A 19,713-nucleotide genomic window follows, 5' to 3' on the forward strand; every position below is an offset into this window, starting at 1 on the left:
GAGGACCGGGGCGCACGGACCCCGGGTGGCCTTCGGGGCGGGCCTTGTCCAGGGCCTTCGGCCGCTTCGCGGCGAGCTGCGCTCGCCCTGGACAAGGCCCGCCCCTTCGGCCCCATCTCGGCTATGAGGAGATGCAGCGGCATCTCCTCGGTGAGGAGCAGGCTCGACGACGAAAGCGACGTCGCCGAGAAAGTGGCAGAAAACGTTAGCCAACGAGGCCTCCGCGGCAGACGTTGTCTGCCTGCGAGCCCTTCGATGCAGAAGACGTACGGCGAAGAGGGCCGCGAGGCTTCTTTCCTTAGCCGCTCCCGGGCGGCCTCCGGCCGCGCTGGCGCGAGGGCGCTCGGGGCGCGGTGCTCGAGCACCGCAGCGAAGCGCGGCGCGCAGAGGTCCGCGCCCCGATCTTCGCGCCCGCAGTGCCAGCGCTTCAGAGCCGCGGCGCTCGCAGCGCCGCCTCCGCTGAAGTACGGCCTGGCGCGGCTCTCGCCCGCGACGCCGCCGGGCCGAGGAGCGCAGCTCGCGAGCACCAGAGGCGCGTGCGGCGGCGCGTTCGCGAGAGCCGTTGACAGGCCCTTCAGCGACCGCGCGGCGCGCGCACCGTACGACCACGGCGGTGTCGGCCTAACTCTGTTAGGCCGCAGGGCTCGCCGCAGCGAGCGATCAGCGAGCGGAGGCGATGCCCCGGAGGCGCGCGGGGCCTGCGCGTAGTGAAACGGAGCGCCTCATTTGGCCGGCGCGGCCCAAACGCGTTTGGGCTCGCGGGGCGCTGCTCGGCGCGTGCCGGAGGGAGGTCCGAGGAGGGGCCCCGGCACGCGCCGTGCTCGCGCCCGTACCTTCCTCGCCCGCGCGCCGGAGCCGCCGGGGTCGCCCTTTCGGGCTCCCCTCGGCGGCTCCTTCGGGGCGTCGTGGCCTCCGGGGAGGTCAGCGGTCGGTTCAGACTTCGCGCCGCTTCAGTCCTTGAGGAAGACTGGATGGAATGCTGAGTCCTCCAAGATGTAGACGATCGAGGAGCTTTCGTACTTAACCACGTGGACGACCGCGTGCTTGCTTGAGCGCCTCTCTCCCGTAGCAACATCCTCGAAAGTGCCCTTGGGTTCAGCAAACACCGCCGAAACGGAGCCATCTGGGATTCGATCGACCTCGACCAGCTGCCATCCTCTCGCGGCATGTCGTGCCGTGATGACGATCGCCTCTTTCCCGGACCTCAAGATCAGTGCATAGGAAGTCACCTTGTCGCCGAAGAAATCAGCCTTTGCGACGCCGGGGCACGACCCTGCGTTCTCCGATTCGTAGAGCTTTCGCTCATGCTCAGAGAGGTCTGACAGCGAGTTCAGTCTGTACGTCGAGTACTGTGCCTGGACGGCACGCCAGAGCGAAGCCGGACCCGCTTGTGCGCAAGGATCCTCGATGGCCCCGGCAGCACCAATGCAGAGCGCGACAGAAACGGCGAGCGAAAGCATCTCTTCGGCCCCTCCTTTACGGAATCGGCGGGCAGTCGCCGGGGCAGGGTGGAATCGAGTTGGGGGCCGAAGGTCGAGGCTTCCTCGGCGGCACCAGCTGGAAGTGGTAATGCGCTCCGGTACCGAACTTCGTCTTTCTGGTCCGCTCGTCCAGCACGTAGGGCGCGCCGCAGAATCGCGCGCAACAGAACACCGTCTTCGAAGGAGCTCCATTAGGCCGGATGTCGAATGAGGTGCCTCCGGCGTGCCCCGGGTCTGCATGCCGTCCGTTCGAGGACGCTGTCACCGTTATCGGCCGGCCCGTGCAGATCTCGAGACAGTTCATGAAGAAGTCCCCATCGGGAGTGAGCGAGGGAACTCCGTCACCCAAGGTATAGAGACCCATCGGGTCCTTGAAGGCCGTGGGTGCATTCCAGACGTATGCGTACGCAGAGTCCTGCTGGACGATGAACTCACGCCACCGATCCTGCACCGGATCTTCCTGAGTGAAGAGGAAGAGATCCTCCGTCATCCCCCGGCCAGGAATCCCCGCAAGCCCGCTGCCCATCGGCACTTCCGTACCCCAGAGGCTCGGTGCACGTGGCCGCGGAGAAGTCGAAAGCCCCGATGCGAGTTTCCGGGATAACAGGCGGGCGCCGGTGCTGCGTAGGCCGTCCCCAGGCTCGGCTCGGCGACGATGTTCTGCACGATGCGGCCAGTCTACCGCCCGCCCCGCAGTTCGGCTTGGCGCAGGACCTTCGTGAGACTCGCGCGGAGCTCCTCCGGGCTCGAGCGCCTTACGCGGCACTCCCAGATCGTCTTCACCGACCAGCCCGTGGCCCGGAGCTTCCTCTCGTTGCGAGCGTCGCGCGCCTTGTTCCCCGCGATCTTCTCGAGCCAGTAGCGGCGATGGAGCCCGGGGACGCGGCCCTTCAGGCAACGGTGCCCGTGCCAGAAGCAGCCCTTCACCTGCACGATGAGGCCGAGCCTCTTCATAACGATGTCGGGCCGCCCAGGCAGGGCGGCGGCGTGGAGGCGGAAGCGGTAGCCCATCGCGTGGAGTGCGCGGCGGACGGCGATCTCGGGCTTCGTGTCCTTGGCCCGGATCGCGGCCATCACCTCCGAGCGCTTCTCGCGGGTGAAGACGTCGGCCACGGCGCTCCCCGTGCGGCGCGCCCCTGCGCGCCGCCTCTCAGCCGATGAGCTTGGAGAGCCAGCGCTCCAGGCTCATCAGGCGGCCGCTCTTCACGTGCTCGGCCAGCTTCGCCGCCGAGCCCGGGAGCTCTCGCCGTAGGCGGCGAGCGGCCCGGCGGGGGTTCCATGGACGACGGAGGTGAAGAGCGTGGCGTTTTGCCGCCGCCGCTCGCAGGCGGCGTTCAGGCGCGCGGCATCGAATTCGTTCGTGATGAGGACGAAGTCGAAGTCGCGGCCGGCGTCTTCGAGCCGCGCGTACGCTTCGAAGTCCACGCCAAACTGCTCCTCACGGTCGGCGCGGACGCTCCACTTGGCGCTCACGAGGACACGGCGCTTGCCCGGCCCGATGACGGCCAGGTCGACCTTCCGCGGTTTCTCGTTGCCCGGCGGCGGCCGGAAACCGGGAAGGCTGTGCAGCACCGGCCGGCCGTTCACCTTCATCTTCGCGGCACCCGGAAGCCGGCCGATGAGTGAGCCGAGGACATCTTCGAAGCCTTCGCCGACGAGGTTCTTGCGCTTGTTCTCCTGCGCCAGGTGCGTCCGGATCCGCTGCGTCAGCTTCCTCATGGCGGCCGGTGGCGGCGGCGACGGGAGCCACGGCGCCAGTTCCTCGCGCACGAGCGACTCGAGCGCCGGGTCCTCGCCCGGCTCGGGGAAGCCGCGGCCGTCGTACGGTGCACGCTGTTCGGCCGCACGGCCGGTCCTCTCGGCCTGCCGGCGGGCGATGACCGCGGCAAGCCGCTCGGTTCCCCGGGTGAAGAGCCAGTCGACTTCGGCGCCGAGGTCGCCCGGAGCGGCGCCGAGACCTTCAGAGACCCAGTCGTGGAAGGCGAGCGAGCGGGCGTACCAGGGCCGGCCGGGCTGCGCCTTGTCGCTCTCGTAGCAGTGGGCCAGGCCCGTCGTCCGGTCGGTCCAGAGCAGGAGCCGGTAGACGTGCTTCCAGGCGTTGGCCGGCGTCACCTTGCCCGCCTTGCCGAAGTACTCCTCCAGCATCTGGCGGCGGCTCTCCGATCCGAAGGCTCTCTGGATCTCGGCGGGCTCGAGCTCTTTCTTCACGCGGTCTTACGCATGCGCCTCCCGGCGGCGAGACGCTCGGCGAGCGACACGGCGATGGCGCGCGCGAGCAGTGGGGGCACGGCGTTGCCGGCCTGGCGGTAGCGGGAGTGGCCGGCGCCGCCTTCGATGCGGCCCGGCAGCTCCCCGCGTCGGGGGTCGGTCGTGAAGACGAAGCGGTCGGGGAAGGACTGGAGCCGAGCAAACTCGCGCACGCTCAGCGCCCGCTTGTCGCGGTAGTGGTAGACGGAGTCGGCCTTGGTGTTCAGGGTCCAGGACCACATGCCCGGATGGAGCCGGCGATAGGCGTAGTAGTGCTGCCGGCCGAGCCGCCCGGTCCCGTTGTGCGGGCCCCAGAGGTTGCCGGTCAGGTAGCGCTCGGTCATCTCCTCGGGCAGGTCGCGGAAGTTGCCGCCGGGCGGCAGGGCCGAGAGGCGGATCTCGGTGTCGGCGTTGATCCACGGGACGCTGGTGTTGAGGAGAGCGCCGCCGAGCCGCTCCCGCATCTCCCGCTGGTACGCCGAGGACGGCGCCGGCAGCTCGTCCGCGGGAATCTCTTCCCGCTTGTCTCCAGCCTTGCGCCCCGCAAGGTCGCCGATCGCCTGCTCGGCCGTGACGAAGGAAGGGTCATCCGGGTTACGGAGCTTCTCCATGAAGCTGAAGAGGCTGGGCTGCTCGGTGACCTCGTAGCGGACGGGGCCGCTGCCGTTGCGCCGCTCGAGCGAGAAGGCGGCCGTCGCCCCGGATCCCCGCAGCACGGGAGGCTCGGAGCCCGAGGCCCGAGCGGATCCCGGTGAAGACGATGCGCCGGCGGGTCTGCGGGACGCCAAAGTCCGCGGCATCGAGGACCCTGGACGAGACCTGGTACGCACCCTTCTGCGCGAGGTCCTCCAGGACCTGCTCCTTGACGCCCATCTGCTCGAGCCCTGGGACGTTTTCCATCACGAAGGCCATCGGCTCGAGCTCTGCGACGGTCCTCACGAATTCGCGATAGAGAGAGTTGCGCGGGTCCTCGATGAGCCGGCGGTGGTTGCGGACCTGGGAGAAGGCCTGGCACGGCGGGCCGCCGACGACGATGTCCGCTCCCGCGGCGGCTTCCAGCAGCGCGCGCCTCACGCCCTTTTCGCGGATGTCGCCGCAGACCGTCACCGCCTCGGGGAAGTTGAGGGCATAGGTGGCGCAGGCGTCCGGGTCGACGTCGGTACCGGCGATGATCTTGTAGCCGGCCTGCCGAAACCCTTCCGACAGCCCGCCGGCGCCGGAGAAAAGGTCGGCCACCCGGAGGCTCCGGCTCACGGCCGCGCCCCTGCGGGGCAGCGGCGCGCTCCAGGCGGCGCTTCTGCGCCGCTTACGGCTTTGCCGTGCCGGATCTGTCGGGCCGAAAGAGGTGTCTCGGACATCGTTTCCTCCTTGAGAAGACACGTGCACGTGCCCGCGTGTCAAGCGGCGGCGCGGGCGGGGTCAGGGGTGGTGCGGGCGGGCGGCATAAGAGGCTCTGGGGTGGAATAGACGGCTCTCCGACCCCTTCTTCGGCCTCGTCCCTCTCGTCCGCGCCGCCGCCCCAGTCCCGCCCCGGGTGCGTGGCGGCGTGGATCTCCTTGAGGGCGCGGATGGAGACGTGGGTGTAGATCTCGGTGGCCTGGAGGGTGGCGTGGCCGAGCATCTCCTGGATGAAGCGGATGTCGGCGCCGTTCTCGAGCATCAGGGTCGCCACCGTGTGGCGGAAGAGGTGGCAGGAGCCAGGCTTGCCCACGCCCGACTCCTCGACATACCGCCTCACGAGGTCCGTGAGGTTGTCGGGCCAGAAGGGCTTGCCGCTGACGGTGAGGAAGAGCGTCCCGTCGTCGGGCGTGGCTACGAGCTGGGGCCTGGCGTTCCGCACATAGCCCGCGATCCACGCCAGAGCCCGCGTGCCGATCGGGATGATCCGCTCCCTCTTCCCCTTGCCGTGCCGGATACGGACGATCCCCGCCTCGGCGTTGACGTCGGAGACGAGGAGGCGCGACAGCTCCTTCCTTCTCATCCCCGTCGAGTAGAAGACCTCCAGGATCGCCCGGTCCCTCAGCCCCATCGGCATCTCGAGATCGGGCTGCGCGAGGACGCGTTCCACCTCGGCCACGGAGAGGACCTCGGGCGGCCTTCGTGGAGGGATGCGTGGCAGCTCCATCTCCGAAGCGGGGTTGGCGAGGAGGTAGCCGGAGCGGGCCAGCCACTTGAAGAAGCCCTTCAGCGCCGAGAGGCGCTCAGCCTGCGTTCGGAGCGACAGCGGCTCGTCCCCCTCTTCCGTCTCGCGCCGATAGTGGAAGAGCCAGCGCTGGTAGCTCTCGAGAATCGGCCGCGTCACCTCGCGCGCCTTCGTGATGCCGCGCTCCTGGGCCCAGAGGATGAAGGCCCCGAGGGCACTCTCGCAGTTCTGGACGTAGGGGTCGGAGTAGCCGCGGGTCCTCAGGGCATCGAGCCACAGGAGCCGCAGGACCTGGCATCCCCTCGGGGGTCGGTGGGGGTCGAGAAAGGGCCAGGACTTCTTCTGCCCCTTGCGCGCCATCAGAGCCCCCGCGCGAGGGCCGGCGTTCGCAGGACGTAGGCCGCGCCGGTCCGGGCATGTGACTACGGTCCGCCTGTGCGTACGCTTTCAGGAGAGGCCCCTTATCTCCATTTCCGCCCGCCTCGGCCGCCATCGCCGCCAAAGCCGCATGGGGAGCGACCTCCGGCACGATGGACGGGACCACGGAAGGCCCCGAAAGGCCCCCCCAAAGGCCCCCCGAAACCACCCGCGGAGGTGGCCTCCGAGCCCGCGGAAGTCGTGGACGTACGCATGGGTTCGGGCCTCTTGCCGGTGAGGGTCTCGGCGTCGCAGAGGCCGATGAGGAAGGGCTCCCCGTCCTGCCCCTGGCCGTCATAGAGGAGCTCGTAGACGAAGCTCTGGCCCCGGCCTCCGCGGTGGACGAGGACGTACTCGAGCGTCGAGCGAGCGGCCGAGGACCTCGGCCGCGAGACGGTTGGCGAGGACGATGTCGGAGGGGAGGACCTCGATGTACTCCTTCGTCCGCCCGAAGCGCGTCTCGGCTTTGACGGACCTCTGGTACTGGTGGAGGAGCGCGATCGACTCGATGAGGGTGAGGTACTTGACGTGATCGCGCCGGGTGCGCGTCCGGTCGTCGAGGAAGGTCAGCTCGCGGACGTAAGGGTTGATGACGTGGAGGGGGCGCAGAAGCCTCTGCGCGTTGTGGTGGCGGCGGTAGATCTCCTCGCGCTCCTCGCGGGAGAAGAGGCCCTCCAGCGTCTGGCTCTCGCGCTGGAGCTTGTGGATGCGCCGGGTCTGCTCGCGACCTCGTCGACGGTCAGGACGATGGCGCGGTTGAGGAGCTCCTCGTCGACCTCCACGGCCGTCGTGGCCAGGATGATCATGACCGGCCCTTCGACGTGGTACTCCTTGGTGACGAGCTTGCCGGTGCCGGGATCCTTGCCGGTGGAGGCGATGGTGATCTCGCCTTCGCTCTGGAGGAGCTTCAAGGCGTAGGCCGCCTTCTGCGCCCCTTCCTCTTCGACGATGGCGAGGATCTTGTTTTTGAAGTCCTTCCCTTCGAAATAGAAGAGGGAGTGCTCGGAGAGGGCCGAGTACTTCTCGCGGTCCTCCTTCGGGACGAGCGCCAGGACGGCTTCCATCAGGGCCGTCTTGCCCGCGGCGGAGCTGGAGCGGACGATGACGGCGAGGGGGCGGGCGAGCTTGCGGGAGACGGCTGCGAAGTAGCCGAGGAGCTTGTTGGTCTCCTCGCCGACGGCGCCGCAGCTCTCGTAGTCGGCGAGGATGCGGGAGACGAGGTCCTCGCTCGTGAGCAGCTCGAGCGCCTCGGCCCTCTCCTCCTCGGTCATGACGTGGGCCGGCGTCGACGGCTTGAGCGCCTCGGCCAGGGCCTTCCGCTGCAGCTCTTCGAGAGAGCGCAGGATGCGGCCGAGGTCCCAGCGGACGACGTCGGCCTTCACGCCCATCTCGTGGGAGGCCTGCTTCTCGAAGAGGGTCCTCTGGCGCGAGGAGACGAAGTCGAAGCGGTCGAGAAACCAGCCCGACAGAGGCGAGGAGGCGCGAAGAGGTCGCCCTCGCGGCGGGCCTCGACGCTGACGGAAAGACCTCCGCTCCGAAGCGCCTTCTTCAGGCCACGGACGCGGTAGCTCCGGTCTTCGTAGCGGAAGAGAGCCTCGTCGTCGTTGACGAGCTCGCCGATCTTTTCTTCTTTAGCGGCTTCTTCCGGGATCGCCGGAGCCGCGGGCGCGAATGCGCCCGCGGGCTCCGCGGCGGCTAAAGAAGATTCTTTAGCTGCTGTCGCGGGTACGGGTACGGTGGCGGCCGCCGCCGGCCGCTCGTAGCGCCCTTCCACTCGGCGCTGCGGAGGAGAAGGCCGAGAGACTTCTCCGGCGGCGTCACCTTGCGGGCGTAGTCGTTGGCGTCCATCCCTTTCGGGAAGAGGACGCGCGAGGTGGCGATGCCGCAGGCGCCGAGCTTCTTGCCGAGGGCCTCGGCGGCTCTGTCGCCGGCTTCGTCGCGGTCGTAGGCGATGAGGACATGCTCGACGGCTTCGCGCTGGAAGAGGGCCAGGTGATCGGTCGTGAAGCCCTCGACGCCGTAGCTCGCCGTGACGTTGCGGAAGCCGGCGGACCAGAAGGTGAGGGCGTCGATGAGGGCCTCGCAGAGGATGACTTCCTTCCGGCCCTTCAGCCCCGCGGCGTTGAAGACGCCGCGATGGGCTCCAGGGAGGTAGAGGTGCTTCGGTGCGCCGCTCTTCGCGGGGTCGTCGATGCGGCGGCCGTAGATCTCGGCGACGTTGCCGGCCTCGTCGAAGACGGGGATGACCAGACAGCCGACGAAATGCTCGTGGCCGGAAGCACGGTAGATCCCGATGCTCTGGAGCTTCGTCCGGATCTCGTAGCCGGCCTTGCGATTGATCAGGGGCAGGCGCAGGCCGAGGGTGCGGTTGGAGAAGCCGAGCTGGAAGTGGTTCGTGAGGTCGGGATGCGTGAGGCCGCGCCGCTCGAGATACGCGAGGGCTTCGGGGCTCTCCCTGAGTGTCTCGTGGTAGTAGGCGACGACCTGGCGCTTCGCTTCTTCCTCCGAGGCTTCCGGCTCCACGGGCGAGGCGAGGGTGCGGACGGTGGAGCGCTTCGGAGGTGAGAGGCGCGAGGACTCGAGCGCGAAGAATTCCGAGAGGAGGACGTCGGCCGCGTGGCGGAAGCTGACGCCCTCGCTCTTCATCACCCAGTCGATCGCCGTGCCGCCCGTCTGGCACGCGCCCATGCAGTGCCACAGGCCCTTCGACGGCGTGACGACCAGAGAGGGAGTTTTGTCGGGGTGGTTCGGGCAGAGGCCGAGGAGGTTCTCGCCGTGGGGTTTGAGCGCCACCCGGCGCCCGATCAGCTCCGCCAGCGGGACCTCCTGCTTGATGCGCGCCAGAAGCTCGTCGGGGATTCGGGGCATCGGGCACCTCCGTTCCCGCCTTCCCGCCCGACCCTGTCAAGAGAGGCTGGCGGGAAAGACTTTCTATTAACGCTTGACTCTAGACTAAGTCTTTAGCGAAACTCCAAGCCCGATGAGCAAGGCCCTTCTGGAAACCGGCGCTACCTTGCTGCTGATGCCCAGCTCCACCGAGGCCCTCACCTTCGGGCGCCGGCTCCAGGAGATCCGCAAGAAGCGCGGCCTCTCCCAGAAGGAGCTCGGCGCCGCCGTCGGCGTCCACTACATCCAGGTCTCCAAGTACGAGACCGGCGTCAATTTCCCGACCGTCGGCAAGGTCCTCCAGATCGCCCGCACCCTCCAGGTCTCCCTCGACCAGCTCTTCGGCGAGGTCGTCCCCGACGAGGCCCACGTCAAGAATCTCCGCCTCCTGCGCCGCTTCCGCGAGCTCGAGCAGCTCCCCAAGGACGACCAGGAGACCGCCATCAAGCTCGTCGACGCCCTCATCGCCCAGGGCAAGATCCGGAAGATCGTCGGGTGAGACGGCACGCGTGAAGCTCAAAGAAGAAGCGATCGGGGCCGCGGACATCAAGGAGTACCTGGAAGGGGTCTCCGACTTCGCCTTCGAGATGGAGGTCCTCTCCGAGCTCGAGCGCCTCGGCTTCAAGTGTGAGCACGGCGGGACCTATACCGATCCCGTCACAGGGAAAGCGCGGCAGTTCGATATCCGGGCCCGCAAGTCGCAAGGGCGGGCCTGCCTCGTCCTCTGCGCCGAGTGCAAAAACATCCGGGACTTCTACCCCTCGTCGTGCACCGCGTGCCACGCCGCACCGAGGAGGCCTTCCACACGGTCATCCGCTACGAGCCGCTTCGCGGCAGCACCGTCCCTCCGGTCACCGATCTCCACATCCTCAAACAGGCCGAGGGCCTCTATCCCGAGGGCCAGCCGGTCGGGAAGCGGATCGACCAGGTGGGGCGGGCTCCGGGACAGCCCGGTGAGATCGTCAGCTCCGACCGCGATGTCTTCGAGAAGGTCGCGCAGGCCATCGCCTCAGCGCAGGACGTCACGCTGGATCTCGTGCGGCAGCGCGATCGCGCCGAATACGTCGTCCTGCCGGTCACGGTGATTCCAGATGGCCGGCTCTGGGTTGCGGACTACGAGCCCGGAGGAAAGCGGCTCGGTGAGCCGCGACAGGAGCCGGGGACACAGCTCTTCGTGGGCCAGGCGTGGACTCTCGATCTCCCGTATCGGCCGTTCAGGCTGTCGCATCTCGAGATCGCCACGTTCAGCCATCTGGCGGCGTTGGTGGAGACGCGGGCAGCCCTCACGTCCGAAGCAGTCTTTCCCCCGCCACCGCCACAGGACTGACCGCCGCCGGCACGCGGTTTAGGAAACCGCTGCACGACACGTCTCGCGTGGCGCCAGGGCGCGCAGAGCACCAGAGCACGAAAGGGCACCCGCGGGCGGCTCCGGCGGAAGGCCCGGTCGAGCCGGACCCTCTGCGAGCGTCGCGCCGGGCGGGCCCCTCCCGGCCTCCCGCCCGTCACGCCCCTCGCATCCCGACCCGGCCGCGTCACTGCGGCCGAGGGCGGCCTCCGTGTCCCGGCGCTTCGCGCCGCCGCGTCGGGCCGGGCCGCTTCCGCCGAAGTGCACTTCGGCGGCCCGGAGTCAGCCATGTCCCTCGCCGCGCAGCGAGGGGCGGGCCTCCCGCCTCCGGGGCGCGCACGGCGCGCCCTGCGGTCGAACAAGTTGCGACCGTCACCGCCCGCGGGTGTAGGGAGCGCACGGCCTACGGAAGCTCAGCTTCCGCTTCACGGCCGCGCGAGCAGCTAAAGGCCCGTCACGCGGGCTGCGAGGCCGGGCACGCCAAGCCCCTGCGCGTTCACTGCTCGGGCCTTGGCGCGCCCGCGCAGCCCCCGCGCCGGGCATCCCTTCAAAGGCGGCCCTGCGGCGCGGCGCTCAATGCCCTGGCAGTGCGGCCGCTCGGCCGCGCTGCGGTCCTCTCGCGCGGGCCGCAGGCCCGCGCTCGGGCACCTTCGCGCGCGCAGCCTCCCGCCAGGGCGGACACCGACGAGGACGACGAGGACGAGACCGACGAGAGCGGCAGCGAAAGGAAGAAAGCAGCTCGAGCGTGCCGTCCTCGTCGAGCCCCCCGCGGCGACATCGTCGACGCGGAGACCGCAAGGGCTCCGCGATATCAGAGACGACGCGCTCCGGCCCGCAGGCGGTCAGGACGCGCGCAGCGCGAGGCTCGTAGAGCCGGTTCCGACGGCCGAGGACCGGGGCGCACGGACCCGGGTGGCCTTCGGGGCGGGCCTTGTCCAGGGCCTTCGGCCGCTTCGCGGCGAGCTGCGCTCGCCCTGGACAAGGCCCGCCCTTCGGCCCATCTCGGCTATGAGGAGATGCAGCGGCATCTCCTCGGTGAGGCAGGCTCGACGACGAAAGCGACGTCGCCGAGAAAGTGGCAGAAAACGTTAGCCAACGAGGCCTCCGTGGCAGACGTTGTCTGCCTGCGAGCCCTTCGATGCAGAAGACGTACGGCGAAGAGGGCCGCGAGGTTTCTTTCCTTAGCCGCTCCCGGGCGGCCTCCGGCCGCGCTGGCGCGAGGGCGCTCGGGGCGCGGTGCTCGAGCACCGCAGCGAAGCGCGGCGCGCAGAGGTCCGCGCCCCGATCTTCGCGCCCGCAGTGCCAGCGCTTCAGAGCCGCGGCGCTCGCAGCGCCGCCTCCGCTGAAGTACGGCCTGGCGCGGCTCTCGCCCGCGACGCCGCCGGGCCGAGGAGCGCAGCTCGCGAGCACCAGAGGCGCGTGCGGCGGCGCGTTCGCGAGAGCCGTTGACAGGCCCTTCAGCGACCGCGGCGCGCGCACCGTACGACCACGGCGGTGTCGGCCTAACTCTGTTAGGCCGCAGGGCTCGCCGCAGCGAGCGATCAGCGAGCGGAGGCGATGCCCCGGAGGCGCGCGGGGCCTGCGCGTAGTGAAACGGAGCGCCTCATTTCAGCCGGCGCGGCCCAAACGCGTTTGGGCTCGCGGGGCGCTGCTCGGCGCGTGCCGGAGGGAGGTCCGAGGAGGGGCCCCCGGCACGCGCCGTGCTCGCGCCCGTACCTTCCTCGCCCCGCGCGCCGGAGCCGCCGGGGTCGCCCTTTCGGGCTCCCCTCGGCGGCTCCTTGGGGTCGTCGTGGCCTCCGGGAAGGTCAGCGGCTCGAGTGAAATTCAGACCTGCTCCCAGTCCTTGAGGAAGCCCGAGATGGAATGCTGAGTCGCGTCCAAGATGGCGGCGATCTCGGCTTTCGTACTTAACCACGTGGCACTGACCCGCGTGCGAGACAAGGTAGGCCTACAGAAAGCAGGAACATCCTAGAAAGTGCCGCTCGGTATCGAGCAAAACACCGCCGAATCGGCGTTACCGGGATCCGATCGACCAGACCAGCTGCCATCCTCTCGCGGCATGTCGTTCATGATGACGATCGTCCGTGCCTTTCCGGACCTCAAGCGGATCCCTGCACAGCAAGACAACTAGTCGCCGAAGAGTTCAGGCTTCGGGACGCCGGGGCGCGACCACCGCGTTGTCCGATTCGCAGAGCCTTCGCGCATGCTCAGATAGGTCTGACAGCGAGTGAAGTATGAACCGTCCAGTCGTCTGGCGGTACGCCAGAGCAAGCCGGAGCCGCCTGCAGATCTCGATGGCCCCGGCAACCCAATCCAGGCGCGCCGAAACGGCGAGCGAAAGCATCTCTTCGGCCCCTCCTTTACGGAATCGGGCAGTCGCCGGGGCAGGGTGGAATCGATTGGGGCCGAAGGTCGAGGATCATCGGCGGCACCAGCTGCGAAGTGACAATGGGCGTCGGTCCAGCGAACGTGCCTCTTGTCGGTCCGGTCGTCAAGCACTGTCGGGCACCGGAAGAATCGCTCGACAGAAACCGTCTTCGAAGGGGACCCCTTAGGCCCCCATGACATGAGGTGGGTCCGAAGAACGCCGGGTCTGCATGCCGTCCCGTTCGAGGAGCTGTCACCGTTAGTCGGCCGGCCCGTGCAGATCTCGAGACAGTCCATGAAGAAGTCCCCCTCGGGAGGAGCGAGGAACTCCGTCCCAAGGTACAGAGACCCATCAGGTCGCTGAAGCCGTGGGGATTCCAGGCATGCGCAGAGTCCTGCTGGACGATGAACTCACGCCACCGATCCTGCACCGGATCTTCCTGAGTGAAGCGACCGATGCTCGGCTGATAGAAGCGAGCGCGGTAGAAATGGAAGCCGGCCTCGCCGACTTCACGCCCCGTATACGTGAAGGGATGCTCTCTCGTACCGGTCTCCCCCTTGACGTTCCCCCAGGCATCAAAGAGAACCGAGTGCGTAACGGTGCCGGTCGGGTCGTTCGTGGCGACGACCGAGCCGAGGCCATCGACGCTGAAGTAGCTGACGGCTCCGCTCTTCGCCATCGCCAAAGGCTCGTCGATGCCTGGGCCATTCAGAAAGTGCGTCGTTTGGCCGCCCGTCGTTTCGGAGACCAGGTTGAGGCCGTCGTAGAGATAGGTCGTCGTGACACCGCCCACCGTCCTTGTTGTTCGGCGCCCCTGGTAGTCGTAGGTGTAGGCCGCGTTCACCGGACCGGTGATCGCGCTCAGGCGGTTCTCTGGATCGAAGTCGAAGGCGAAGTTGCCCCCGGGGCCCTGACGGCTAGTGGTGTTCCCAGCAGCGTCATAGCCGTAGGCGTTCACGCCGTCATTCTGGACTCTCTGGCCGTTGAGTGGGTTCGCGCCGTTGTGGAGGTAGGAGTACGCCAGCGTGTTCCCGCCAATCGTGTTCGTCAGCCGGTTCCCGATCGCGTCATAGGTCCACTGGTGGATCTCGGCGTTGAAAGGCGGTGCTATCGGGTAGTCCGTCCGGGTCAGCTGGTAGAGGGAATCGTAGCGGTACGTGGCCAGGGCCCCCGTCAGCGCTTGCGCCGGGAGCGTGGTTGCCGCGCTCGTCCTCTGCCCGAGAATCGTGTCAGTCCCAAGAGCGTAGTCGTGGTCATAGCCGTAGGAGAAGGCCGCCAGGGTCGTTCCCCCGTAGGAGTTCCCCAGCTGCAGCAGACGTCCCTGGTCGTCGTACGTGTACGAGCGAGCCTGCGTGATCGGGAGGGTCAACGTCTGGTACTGCCCGGGCAGCGTGTAGTCCCAGCGGAAGCTGCCCGTTACCGGGCTCCAGTCGGTCGTCCTCAGGCTTCCATCCGGGTAGTAGGTGTGGGTTGTCGTCGGTCCTGCGGCGATCGCCATCGACTCCACCCGATCGTCGGCGCGGTAGGTGTAGGTGAGGCTCCCCCGGGACGCCTGGGTCGTGGTGGAGAGGCGGTAGCTCGGGTCATACGTGAAGCCGTGAGTCTCGGGCGGGCTTGCCACGGTGTCCTGGACCTGTAGCAGGAACTGTCCCTGGTAGGAGTAGGTGACCGTTCCCCCGGTCGAGTAGCTCTTCGTCACCAGACGCTTCAGGGCATCGTAGTCGTAGGTCACCGTCACGGCCCTGCGGTCGGTCTTCGAAAGCAGAAGGCCGTCGACGGTGTACGCATAGCTCTCGTAGGCCCCGTCCGGAAAGGTCGTCCTCGTCAGCCGCCTCTGGGCGTCGTACAGGTAGCTCGTCACGTTCCCGTTGGCATCCGTAATCGAGCTCAGGACGTCCGCGGTGTAGGAATAGGACGTAATGCCACTGGCTGCGTCGACCGAGCGCGCGAGGCGGCCGAACTGATCGTACCCGAGGCGTGTCACCTTGCCATTGGGATCGGTGACCCGGGTGAAGACCAGTCCTGTGCTCGCATCGAACTCATCGTAAACATAGGTCGTCGTGAAAGCCAGGGTGGAGCCGGCCGAAGGCTTCGGAAGCGTAACCGTGAGAACGCGGCCGAGGGGATCGTAGGTGTACGTTGACTCGTTCCCCAGCGGGTCGGTCACGAGCGTTACCCGGCCCAGGGAATCGTAGGCGTAGGTCGTCTGCGGCCGGGTCCCCATGTCGTTGTTGGCAGGGCCGGTCACTGACTGGAGGTTCCCGGAGGAATCGTACGAGTAGTCGGTCTGCGCTCCGGTCGCCGAAGTCTGTCGCGTCACCCGCCCGACGGTGTCGTACTCATAGGTAGCGACCGTCTCGAGCGTCGTCCCATCGGACTGGACCCGATAGACGTGGAAGAGCGCCCCTGGGCTCGCGCTGCCGGAAGGGTGGTAGTCGTACCGCCACGCCTGCCAGTCCGGATCGCTGAGATTCGTCGCGGGATCATGCGGGATGACCGAGGCAACCTTCTCCGGGAAGGCGGCGTCGTAGACGTAGTCGTACCGGACAGAGCTGGAGGTCTGGGCATCCCGGGTAACGGACGTCACCTTTCCCGCGGTGTCATAGGTGTACGACGTCAGGATCCCGGTCTGGTCCGTCTGCTGCTGAACCCAGCCTTCCGGGGAGTACACCGTGTTGGTCGCTGAGTCGTCGGGTGCTATCCGATCGGTGATCTGGATGTCCGAGCCAAACCTCAGCCGCCAGGTGTTGTCGCAGCTGTCGAGCTTGGCGGTGAGCCTCGGGTCGTCCTGGTAGTTGTACGACATCCGCCAGGTCTCTCCATTCTCGGTATAGGAGAAGACCTGATCGGTGGGGAGATAAGCGATGTCAGTGACGATGCGGCCCCAGGGGTCGGTGACCCTGGAGAGGAGTGGCGTGGAGAACCGCCCGGTGACATAGGAGAAGGTCGTCTGGCGCCCGGCCGGATCGGTCATGCTGGCGAGAGACCCGCTGAGATTGTAGGTGTAGGAGACGATACGGCTCGCCGAATCCCGCAAGGAGGCGATGCGGCCGTCGGCGCCCCAGAAGACGTCGACGTAGCGCCCGCTCCCTGAACCGTCGGCGACGCGGCTGAGACGCCCGGAGCCGTCGTAAGAAAACAAAGTCAGGTTGCCGGCATGGTCGCGGATGGAGGCGGCATTGCCGTCGGCAAGGTAGTGGTAGACGGTTCGTGACTTCTCGAGGGTGAGGTCGAAGGAGCCGTCGGCATTGCGCACGAGGACGTCGCGACGGGTGGCCGGCGGGGTGAACTGACCCGGCGTGGTCTCGATGAATCGGTACTGCCAGCCGTCGGGCATCACAACGTCAGCGACACTGCGGTATGTGCTCGGCGCCGCAAAGAGGTAGGTAGCGTAGTAGAGCCGGGCCTGGAGCATCGAGGAGTTGCCGACGCCGAGTATCCCGTCGACCAGGCGGGCGCTGGAGTAGGAGCGGTTGACCGAGATGGCGCCGCCCTCGATGGGAACGGTCAAGTCCAGCGCCTGGGCCACGTAGGTCCCGGACCCGGCGTAGCACGGAGAGGCATTGCAGGGCCCAGGACAGGGCTTCGTGCGATCTGGGCAGCACTGGGGATTCGGATTGCACGGGGCATGGTGCGGTCGCGGGGGCTCCGGCGGTGGAGTGAACTCGTTCCCGCAGAAGTTCGTTTGCGCGGTCGCGACCGATCCGGGTACGGTCAAGAGGAGGAAGCTGATCAGTAGGAACGGGCGTAGGGTCCTCATTCGATTGAGTCCTCTCAGTACTGTAAGACGGTCAGGAGCTGGGCCGACCGCTTGTTGCCCGAGCTGTCTGTCGCGGACACGTCGACGAGGTAGTTGCCCTCGGCAACGCGGCTGCCGTTGTCTGCGAGGCCGTCCCACGTAGCCGTGTGGTGGCCGGCGGAGCGGCCAGTCAGCGTGATCGTTCGAAGCGGCGAGAGCGATTCCTGATTCACGAAGGCGATCGCGACGGTCGCAGTGTCGCCCGAAGAGAGTGCCAGGTCGAAATCGATCTGGAGGTTGTCGATGCCGGGTCGTACCCGGGCCGGGCTCAGGCTCATGTTGGAGATCGCTATGGGAGAGCCGTAGACGACGACGCCGTTCTTCGGAAACTGGTTGCTTTCAATGAAGATCGCCACTTGGCGAGCGTCGCTCCGGTAGCGACCGGTCAGATCCACACCGCTCCAGGTGATCGTCTGGCTCTGTGAGGACCGAAACTCACGATCGAGGATGCAGAACTCCGTTGGGGTCGTACAGCTTCCAACTATCGCTCCCTGGCTCCGAGGCGTGGTTGAGAAGATGACGGTGACGCGACCGGGGGCCCATGGCTTGTAGGTCAAGGTCATGGGGCTGCCGGCAAACGGGTCGTAACTGGGGATCGTCAAGCCGTCCAGTCCATAGGGAGCTCCGAGGTCGACGAAATCGGCTGACAGATCGTAGGTCAGGGAGTGGGTTCCGTCAGTGACTTCCGCGATGACGGAGTAGAGCCCGTCCGGTACGAGGGCTGATCCGTCGTTCCGCCCGTCCCACGCTTCTGTATACGTGCCCGCGTCCCGCTGGGCATTCGTCAGGGTTCGTATCGTTTGGCCCGCGCTGTTCTTTGTATAGAGCCACAATGAAAGCGGGAAAGGCACGATCGAGGTGTAGGAAACCGTCTCCGAAGCCCGGGGATCGAACTCCCATCTGTCAGACGATACCGAGAAGTGGCCGACGGTCGGATGGATGCAGACCTCGACCGGATTGTCGAGCGAGTCGAATGCCGTGAGTCGAATCGTGTAGGGCCCGTTTGAGAGAGGAGCCGTGTCCCAGATTGCGAACGTCGCATCAGCGACTTGATTCGTGCCGGACGCCAGGCTCGTCCACGATGACGGCGTCCCACCGCTTCCGTACTCGAGGATCCATTCGGTCAGTGATTGAAGCGCCACGGTGCCGGAGACGGGGAACGCCAGCTGTCCGCTCGAGTAGACGTTCGACAGGGTCTCGGTTGCGCCGGGAGAGGCTATTGAAACGTCCATCGACGTGTCGAGGTATAGGCGTCCGCTCGCCGGTGCGGCCACGGCGCCCAGGCCGGAGACGATCTCGAGGAGGTATGTGTAGGTCGCATCCGGCTGCAGGGTGCCGCCGCCGTCCTTCCCGTCCCAGGACAGAGTCGTCGGCGTGCCGGTCGAGCCGAGGGTCCGGATCAGGTTCTGGCCCGGATCCCGGATGGAGAGCGTCCACGTGCCGGAGGTGCTGCTGGATAGATTCCAGCGAGCGGGTGCGGCGAGAGGGTTGAACCGCGGTCCAACAAGGAGGAGGCCCGCGACGTACTCGCTGAGATTTGGCGGAGCCGTGAGCCAGGGGTCGAAGATGACCCCGGAAGAAACCGGCTGGCCCGAGCCGAATCCCTGGCCCGATGGGCCGGAGGCGGAATCCCAGTAGTTCAGGCGGGCGATGACCCGGTTGGCTGGTATGTCGTTCATCGCGCCGCCCGCATTCCCAGAGAAGACGCAGTTCTGGACGACGTGCCCGGCCCCTCCGCCCGCGGATACGCCCGCGGCGGCGTTCCCCGAGATCGTGGAGAGGTTGACTGAAGCGGACCCCCCACGAAGGTCAATTCCATTCCCGGACCAGCCATCCCCTGCCGTGGTTCCGGATACGGTCGTCGCCTGGATGACGGGATTCCCTCCGATCACGACGATTCCCGTTCTGGCGTTGGCTTGTATCAGCGAGCCGGTAACGAAGGGGGATCCTCCCTCAATCGAGATTCCGGCAGTAGCGTTGTTCGTGAGGGTCGCGCTCGAGAGAGTCGGGTTGGCTTCGGCCCCGGTGACGGTGATGCCGGCCCCGGAGGAGTGCGAGATCGTCACATTGTCGATGGCTGGAGAGGAGCCGTCGACGTAGACGCCGGCGTTCTCGTACGACCCCGCCCAGGTCACGGTCGCGTAGGCGAGGCGGCTCGTGGAGAGGGCGTTGTTCGTGAAGTGGATACACCTCCATAACCCGGGCGAGGGGTTCGCGTCGCTGGAGGTGAAGGTGATCGGGCTTGCGGGCGTTCCGACGGCATGCAGCCCGCCGGGGCCGCCCCACCCGACGAAGAGCCCCGTCTCCGACGCGAACTTCACGGTCACGCCGGGCTCGATCGTCAGGACCGGGCTCGACGCGTCTGCGACGAGCAAGTACCCCGTCGAAACGTAAGGAAGCTCGGTCTTCTTCCACGTCGTGGTCGTGGCAACGAACCCGTTCCTAAGCTCGATGGCATCCACGCCGTTCCCCTGGGCGACGAGGCCAGAGGCGGCCGAGAGCGTGATACCGGGATCCTGCGAGATGGCGAATCCTCCGTTGCCCGTCGTCGTCAGCCCGGTCAGGCTCGCCGTAGCGGAATCCGTGAGATTGAGCCCCACCCCCGAGTTGTCCATCAGGCTCGTGCTCGAAATGGTCGGGCTGGCTCCGGCTCCGGTGACGGTGATTCCGGTCCCGGAGGAGTTCGTGACTATGAGGTTCTCGAGGGTCGGGGAGGAGCGGTCTATGTAGATGCCTGTGTTCTCGTACGACCCCGCCCAGGTCACGGTCGCATGGGCGAGGTGGCTCGTCGGGAGTGCGAGGCTCGAGAATCCGATGCATCGCCAGGACCCGCTCGCTGGGTTCGCGTCGTTGGAGGTAAAGGTGATCGGGTGCGCCGACGTACCGACAGCCTGGAGCCCACCAGTGTCACCGTACCCGACAAAGAGCCCCGTTCCCGACGCGAACTTCACGGTCACCCCCGGCTCGATCGTCAGGACCGGGCTCGATCCGCCCTCGACGAGGACGTCGCCTGTCACGAGATAGGGA

General features: G+C 67.3%; 9 protein-coding genes and 2 pseudogenes. 2 read left to right on the forward strand and 9 right to left on the reverse strand.

Annotated features, from left to right (window positions below; translation table 11 throughout):
* Window positions 1-950 precede the first annotated feature (950 nt).
* From IPN03_08295 to IPN03_08325, 7 genes and pseudogenes are all read right to left on the reverse strand, one after another.
* On the reverse strand, window positions 951-1,460 hold the full coding sequence (locus IPN03_08295) for a hypothetical protein (GenBank protein ID MBK9373720.1): 510 nt from the start codon (window positions 1,458-1,460) through the stop codon (window positions 951-953).
* 699 nt (window positions 1,461-2,159) lie between these two features.
* Window positions 2,160-2,555 (reverse strand): DNA mismatch endonuclease Vsr, encoded by a 396-nt coding sequence (gene vsr, locus IPN03_08300; GenBank protein MBK9373721.1) that lies wholly within the window; start codon window positions 2,553-2,555, stop codon window positions 2,160-2,162.
* Window positions 2,556-2,631: 76 nt separating this feature from the next.
* A pseudogene (locus IPN03_08305) lies at window positions 2,632-3,689 on the reverse strand (hypothetical protein).
* A pseudogene (locus IPN03_08310) lies at window positions 3,686-4,964 on the reverse strand (DNA cytosine methyltransferase). The pseudogenes IPN03_08305 and IPN03_08310 overlap by 4 nt, the downstream one beginning before the upstream one ends.
* 70 nt (window positions 4,965-5,034) lie before the next feature.
* Window positions 5,035-6,231 (reverse strand): site-specific tyrosine recombinase XerC, encoded by a 1,197-nt coding sequence (gene xerC / locus IPN03_08315; GenBank protein MBK9373722.1) that lies wholly within the window; start codon window positions 6,229-6,231, stop codon window positions 5,035-5,037.
* Between the two features lie 623 nt (window positions 6,232-6,854).
* On the reverse strand, window positions 6,855-7,670 hold the full coding sequence (locus IPN03_08320) for a hypothetical protein (protein ID MBK9373723.1): 816 nt from the start codon (window positions 7,668-7,670) through the stop codon (window positions 6,855-6,857).
* 313 nt (window positions 7,671-7,983) lie between these two features.
* The gene (locus IPN03_08325) at window positions 7,984-9,156 is read right to left on the reverse strand and encodes a toprim domain-containing protein (protein MBK9373724.1); all 1,173 of its coding nucleotides are present in this window, start codon (window positions 9,154-9,156) and stop codon (window positions 7,984-7,986) included.
* 112 nt (window positions 9,157-9,268) lie between these two features.
* Between IPN03_08325 and IPN03_08330 the strand changes: the two genes are divergently transcribed.
* Together IPN03_08330 and IPN03_08335 are read left to right on the forward strand one after the other, a co-directional pair.
* On the forward strand, window positions 9,269-9,673 hold the full coding sequence (locus IPN03_08330) for a helix-turn-helix transcriptional regulator (GenBank protein MBK9373725.1): 405 nt from the start codon (window positions 9,269-9,271) through the stop codon (window positions 9,671-9,673).
* 276 nt (window positions 9,674-9,949) lie between these two features.
* Window positions 9,950-10,501, forward strand: a complete 552-nt coding sequence (locus IPN03_08335; GenBank protein ID MBK9373726.1) for a hypothetical protein — start codon at window positions 9,950-9,952, stop codon at window positions 10,499-10,501.
* A gap of 2,378 nt (window positions 10,502-12,879) precedes the next feature.
* Here the strand turns inward: IPN03_08335 and IPN03_08340 are convergent.
* Complete coding sequence (locus IPN03_08340) at window positions 12,880-16,398, reverse strand: hypothetical protein (GenBank protein ID MBK9373727.1); 3,519 nt, start codon at window positions 16,396-16,398, stop codon at window positions 12,880-12,882.
* A gap of 263 nt (window positions 16,399-16,661) precedes the next feature.
* Window positions 16,662-19,703 (reverse strand): right-handed parallel beta-helix repeat-containing protein, encoded by a 3,042-nt coding sequence (locus IPN03_08345; protein MBK9373728.1) that lies wholly within the window; start codon window positions 19,701-19,703, stop codon window positions 16,662-16,664.
* Between the last annotated feature and the right edge of the window lie 10 nt (window positions 19,704-19,713).

This window comes from Holophagales bacterium, from assembly GCA_016719485.1.
Taxonomy (GTDB): Bacteria; Acidobacteriota; Thermoanaerobaculia; order UBA5066; family UBA5066; genus UBA5066.

Coding starts and splice junctions, on each gene's coding strand:
- vsr (MBK9373721.1), bottom strand. CDS start 2,555: ATGGCCGCGATCCGGGCCAAGGACACGAAGCCCGAGATCGCCGTCCGC.
- xerC (MBK9373722.1), bottom strand. CDS start 6,231: ATGGCGCGCAAGGGGCAGAAGAAGTCCTGGCCCTTTCTCGACCCCCAC.
- IPN03_08330 (MBK9373725.1), top strand. CDS start 9,269: ATGAGCAAGGCCCTTCTGGAAACCGGCGCTACCTTGCTGCTGATGCCC.
- IPN03_08325 (MBK9373724.1), bottom strand. CDS start 9,156: ATGCCCCGAATCCCCGACGAGCTTCTGGCGCGCATCAAGCAGGAGGTC.
- IPN03_08295 (MBK9373720.1), bottom strand. CDS start 1,460: ATGCTTTCGCTCGCCGTTTCTGTCGCGCTCTGCATTGGTGCTGCCGGG.